5 protein-coding genes and 1 pseudogene are annotated in these 5173 nt (G+C 72.0%); 5 read left to right on the forward strand and 1 reads right to left on the reverse strand.

Annotation, left to right across the window (positions count from 1 at the left end; all coding sequences use genetic code 11):
• From ACQKIP_RS38985 to ACQKIP_RS39005, 5 genes and pseudogenes are all read left to right on the forward strand, one after another.
• Positions 1-219, forward strand: a pseudogene (locus ACQKIP_RS38985) (hypothetical protein); the annotation flags it as partial.
• 85 nt (positions 220-304) lie between these two features.
• A complete protein-coding gene (locus ACQKIP_RS38990) occupies positions 305-661 on the forward strand; it encodes a DUF779 domain-containing protein (RefSeq protein WP_365865222.1) in 357 nt (118 codons plus the stop codon).
• Between the two features lie 209 nt (positions 662-870).
• The gene (locus ACQKIP_RS38995; protein ID WP_365865224.1) at positions 871-2055 is read left to right on the forward strand and encodes a phosphodiester glycosidase family protein; all 1185 of its coding nucleotides are present in this window, start codon (positions 871-873) and stop codon (positions 2053-2055) included.
• Between the two features lie 86 nt (positions 2056-2141).
• Positions 2142-2696: an RNA polymerase sigma factor gene (locus tag ACQKIP_RS39000; RefSeq protein WP_365865226.1), complete on the forward strand. Its 555-nt coding sequence runs from the start codon at positions 2142-2144 to the stop codon at positions 2694-2696.
• Positions 2693-3613, forward strand: coding sequence for a hypothetical protein (locus ACQKIP_RS39005; protein ID WP_365865228.1), 921 nt, complete (start codon positions 2693-2695; stop codon positions 3611-3613). The genes ACQKIP_RS39000 and ACQKIP_RS39005 overlap by 4 nt, the downstream gene beginning before the upstream one ends.
• Before the next feature lie 22 nt (positions 3614-3635).
• Here ACQKIP_RS39005 and ACQKIP_RS39010 read toward each other — a convergent pair whose 3' ends face one another.
• On the reverse strand, positions 3636-5156 hold the full coding sequence (locus tag ACQKIP_RS39010; protein WP_427745236.1) for a hypothetical protein: 1521 nt from the start codon (positions 5154-5156) through the stop codon (positions 3636-3638).
• Between the last annotated feature and the right edge of the window lie 17 nt (positions 5157-5173).

Genomic DNA, 5173 nt, shown 5'->3' on the forward strand with positions numbered 1-5173 from the left:
GGCCCACGGGTCCTCAGGCCGAGCACCGAGCGGGACAGCGGGCGGGGCCTCGCGATGGTGCGGCACCTCGCCGCGCGGCTGGAGGTCGTCGGCAGCGGCCGGCGCGGCAAGGCCGTCCGCGCGGTGCTCACCCTGCGACATCTCGAGCCCCTGCCCATTGCCCGGGCCCGGCCCCGGCCCACGGCGCTGCAACGTCCTCGCAACCTTGCCCGCAGTTGACTGGATCTCCGCCCCGACGGCGGCCCGGTGACGGTGAAGCCGGTGGCAGCGAGACCCGGTGACGGCGACCAAGGAGCGGCAGCCCATGTCCGATACCCCGCGCGTGGAGCTGACACCCGCCGCCGCCGATCTGCTGCGGCGGCTGAGGGAGGCACACGGCCCGCTGATGTTCCATCAGTCCGGCGGCTGCTGTGACGGCAGCGCGCCCATGTGCTACCCGGAGGGCGAGTTCCGGACCGGCGACTCCGATGTGCGCCTGGCCTCGCTGACGGTCGAAGGCGTGGCCGAACCGGTCGCCTTCTGGATGTCGAAGAGCCAGTACGACGTATGGAGTCACACCCGGTTGATCGTCGACGTGGTGCCGGGCCGCGGCAGCGGCTTCTCGCTCGAAGCCCCCGAAGGCGTGCGTTTCCTCATCCGTTCCCGGTTGGTGGACGCCTAGCCACCCGCTCGCCGTCCGCCCTGCACCCGTCCGGCGCTGCCCTCTGGTGCGCCATCTGACCGGCCATCACACTGAGTCAGTTGACCGGCAGTCAGATGTCTGGGGGCATGGTGGCGACACGACGCACGCACATCGCAAGACGGTTCAGATCGGCGAGAGCGGCGCTCTCGGTATTGACGGCATTCGGCACGCTGGCCGGTGCGGCTCTGATGGGAGCGGCACCGGCCGGCGGCGTGGAGGCGCCCCGGAAGACGGGCGTTTCACAGATCGCGCCGGGCGTGAAGTACTGGCACTTCGACATCCCGGCGTCCCGCGGAACGACCCGCGCGCACGTGCTCGACGTCAACCTGAGGGATACGCGGACGAGCGTCGGCCTGCTCTATCCGGGTGAAGTCGGCGCACGTTCCGCCGTATCCGCTCTCGCGGACGGGGCGGGGGCGGTCGGCGGGATCAACGGCGACTTCTTCAACATCTCCGAGACACAGCACCCCGGCGTCGAAGCCACCGGTGCTCCCGTCGGCCCGGCGGTCGCACGCGGTCACGCCCTCAAGGGGGCGGTGCCGAACGGGCAGCGCTTCGGCCCCGCCATGCCTCCGGGCGTGACCACCGAGGCCGTGCTCGGCGTGGGCTTCGACGGGCGGGCCCGCCTGGACAGCCTGCGCCTGGAAGGCCAAGTACGCATCGGCCAGACCCGCTTGCCGCTGGGCGGGCTCAATCAGTACGCGCTCCCGGTGGGTTCCGTCGGCGCGTTCACCAGCGACTGGGGCCGCACGTCCCGGGTGCGCTCCACCTGCGGCACCGACACGAACCGCGGCGCCCCGTGCAGCACGGACACCCATGAGGTGACGGTGCGCGGCGGCCGTGTCGTGGAGTCCGCGGGCACACCCGGCAGCGGCCCGGTGGCCGCCGGCAGCACGGTCCTCGTCGGACGCGAGGCGGGCGCCCAGGAGCTGCGCAAACTCTCCGTCGGCGACCGGGTGCACGTCTGGCACCGCCTGGTGGCCGCCGAGTCACGCACGCCGTTGCGCTTCGCTCTCGGCGGCTATCCGGTCCTGCGCGGCGGCGCCCCGCTGCCCGGCCTCGACACCGTCACCTCGGCCGTGCGCACGGCGGCCGGTATCTCCGACAACGGCCGGCGTCTCCTGCTCCTGTCCCTCGACGGCTCCCCCGAATTCCGTACGGGCCTGACCATCGCCGAAGTGGCCGACACCCTGCGGGGGTTGGGCGCGCAGGACGGCTTCAGCCTGGACGGCGGCGGTTCCTCCACCCTGGTCTCGTCCGCCACCCTGGTCGCCAGGGCGCCGGGCGCGGAGGCCGTCACCGTACGCAACAATCCCAGCGGCGGCACGGAACGCCCGGTCGCGAACGGCATCGGCGTGTTCTCCCGCGGCTAGCCGGCGGCGGGGGCGCGAACGCAGTTCCGGGTTCCCGACAAGTAGGGGGTGAGACCGCCGACCGGCGGTACGGATACGGAGGTCCCGTGACCACGGACCCGGACGACGAGGAGCTGCTGGCCCGCACCGCGCGGGATCCGGCAGCCTTCGAACCGCTGGTGGTACGCCACTCGGCTGCTCTGCACGGCTACTTCGCACGGCGGGCACCCGCTGCCGCCGACGATCTGCTGGCCGAGCTGTGGCTACAGGCGTACGCGGCACGGCACGGCTTCGACCCGGCCCGCGGCCCCGCGAGGGCCTGGCTGTTCGGCGTGGCCCGCAACGTGTTGTCGGCGCACTGGCGGCGGCTCGCACAGCAGCGGCCAGGCCTGCCCGGCGAAGCCCGTGGCGACGACCCGTGGGAGGCGGTGGACGCCCGGCTCGACGCGGCCGCGGTGGCACCGCACCTGCGCGAGCTGCTGGCCGGACTCCCGCCCGAAGAACGGGAGTTGCTGCTCCTGGTCGCCTGGGAGCAGCTCACGCCGGGCGAGGCCGCCGCGGCGGTCGGCATCCCCGCGGGGACGGCTCGCTCCCGGCTGCACCGCGCCCGTACCCGGCTGCGCGCGAGCGCGCCCCTCAAGCTGACCGGAGAACTGACATGACCGAACGCAGCGACCTGCTCGACTTTCCCGGCGCCGATGAACTGATCTCGGCGGGCGCCGTGGTGCCGCCCGCCCCGGAGGTGGTGGCGGCGGCGCAGGCCGCCGTGGCGAGCGCCGCACGGCGCGATACGGCCGTCGTCCCCCTGCGCACTCCTACGGTTCCGCGCCGGCGGAGGCTCCTTGTCGCCGCGGCCGCGGTGGCGGCCATCGCCGCGGGAGCCGTCGCGTATCCGGTCCTGGACCTGGGCGGCACGCCGGCGGCCACGGCGTCGGCGGCCCAGTTCCTCGACGACATGGCGGCCGTGGCGGCGCACGCCCCGGCGGCAAAGGCCCCGTACTGGAAGGTCCGTATGGAGACGGTGAACCAGGACGACGGGAACGCGACGACGACCACCTATTTCGACCGGGCGGGCCGCATCTGGACGGTGGACGCGAACGGCACGGTCCACGGTCCCGGCAAGGGGAGCAAGACCAAGAAGTGGCCCGTGGGCAAGAAGTGGCTGACCTGGCCCGCCCTCGACAAGCTGCCCACGGGACAGAAGGCGCTCACCGCGCTCTTCCCGGGGGACGCCGAGAGCCGTCGCCACCAGGTGACGGCCCTCCTCGAGGACTCACCCGCGAGCCCCGAACTGCGTGCCGCCCTCTTCCGGGTCCTCGCGGACACCTCCGGCGTCAAGCTGATCGGTGACGTCAAGGACAGCAAGGGGCGCCAGGGGGTCGCCTTCGAGATCAGGTGGTCGACCATCGGGTTCTCGACCGGTCCCGGCAAGGACGTGAAGTACCGGATGACGGACCGCTACATCGTCGACCCGGACACCGGCCTCCTCCTGGAGACGACCCACAAGAACCACGGCAAGGGCGGCTCCTCGGACCGCTACACCTGGCTGGAGGTCGGCCCGGCCGAGCGCGTCGGCTGAACGCGGGGCGGGCGGGGCGCCGTCACTCGGTGTCCCGCACCGCCACCAGGCCGTTGAAGACTCCTACGTACGCGGTGCCGTCCGGTCCCAGGGTGACCGGCGCCCAGTTGTTGTCGTAGGCGATGCCCGTGCCGGCGAGGCGCTTCCACTTGGTCTCGCCCGTGCGGAAGTCGACGGCCGTCAGATACCAGGCATCGATGCCGAGACTGTTCGGCTCCTTCGTGTAGAAGTACAGCAGCCCCGAGGCGGTGGACAGCTTGGGCACGTTCGAGGGGGCGCGGACGTCGCTCTCCCACACCGTGTCGCAGCCGCTGCCGTCCTCGCGTACGTCGATCCTGCTGGCCCCGCCGACGACACTGCGCCCGAAGGTGAGCGAGGTGATGTTCTCGTAGCCGTAGTTGTTCTCGACGACGAGGCTGTTGCCCCAGCTGATCAGCGAGTTGTCGGTGGTCGAAGCGCCGGAGCCGAAGACGGGGACCTTGCAGACGAGGCGCTTGTCGTCGGCGACGTCGTCGCCCCTGCGGTAGACGAGGACGTTCATGCGGTCGTCGGCGTTGTCGGTGATCGCCACATAGTCGTCGCCGCCCTGGCCGAAGAGGTCGGGTGTGGTGCCCGAACCCTGGTTCACCGAGCCGGGCTTGGTGCCCGTCCCCCGGTCGTAGGTCTGGCGCCAGACGGCCTTGGGGGTGCCGTCCGCGGTGGTCCGGAAGCTGTAGAGCGCGTGGTCGGAGACGATCGAGACGCCGTCCTCGGCCACCGAGAAGGAGTTCTGGATCTCCTCGCCCTCCAGGCGGACGGAGCGGATGTCGCCGGACGCGGGATCGACGGTCCCCACCCGCCCCTGCCGGGTCACCCACCAGATGCGGCCCTCCCAGTCGGGCATGACCGAGGTGACCGGGTCGCACTGTCCGCTCGGGTAGAGGTTCGTCCAGCTCACGCAGTCGTGCGGGACGTGCGCCGTCAGGTCCCAGTCCTTGTCGACGACGAACCGCCAGCTGCCGTCCGCCGTCTGTTCGTGCGCGAGCCGGACGACGTGCTGGCGGGAGTCGGCCAGGACGAGCCGGTCCTGGTCGTCGAGGTAGGAGTAGGCGCCGCCCGAGGTGTCCTTGAAGATCTTCGAGAAGTCCAGGCGTGTGATGGCCTCGACGGTGGAGGGGCGCTGCGGCAGCTTGTACTCGGCGAGCGTGTCCATGGTGTCCGGGTCGAGCAGCTTGACCAGGAAGCCGGTGAAGGTGCCGCAGACGGTGACGATGCGGCCGGCCTTGTCGAAGGTGACGGTGGCGCACTCACCGCCGAGCGCCGCCATCTTCTCGCTGCCGACCTCCGGCTTCTTCCCCAGCGGCCCGTTCCAGGGGTACGTTCCGCTGCCCGCCGCGTCCGCGTGCATCCCGCTGCGGCCGTTGGCGGCGAGGTAGGGGTGCTGGGGCGGCTGTTCGCCGGGCAGCGGACGGGCGTCGGCGGGTGTGCCGGTGTACTGGTCGACGAGACGGTGCCCCGGCGCCTTCGGTATGTCGTCCGCCCGGGCGGGGGACGCGAAGGACACGGCCGAGACCGTGAGTG

The sequence above is a fragment of the Streptomyces sp. NPDC059900 genome (genome assembly GCF_050270335.1).
Classification (GTDB): Bacteria; Actinomycetota; Actinomycetes; order Streptomycetales; family Streptomycetaceae; genus Streptomyces.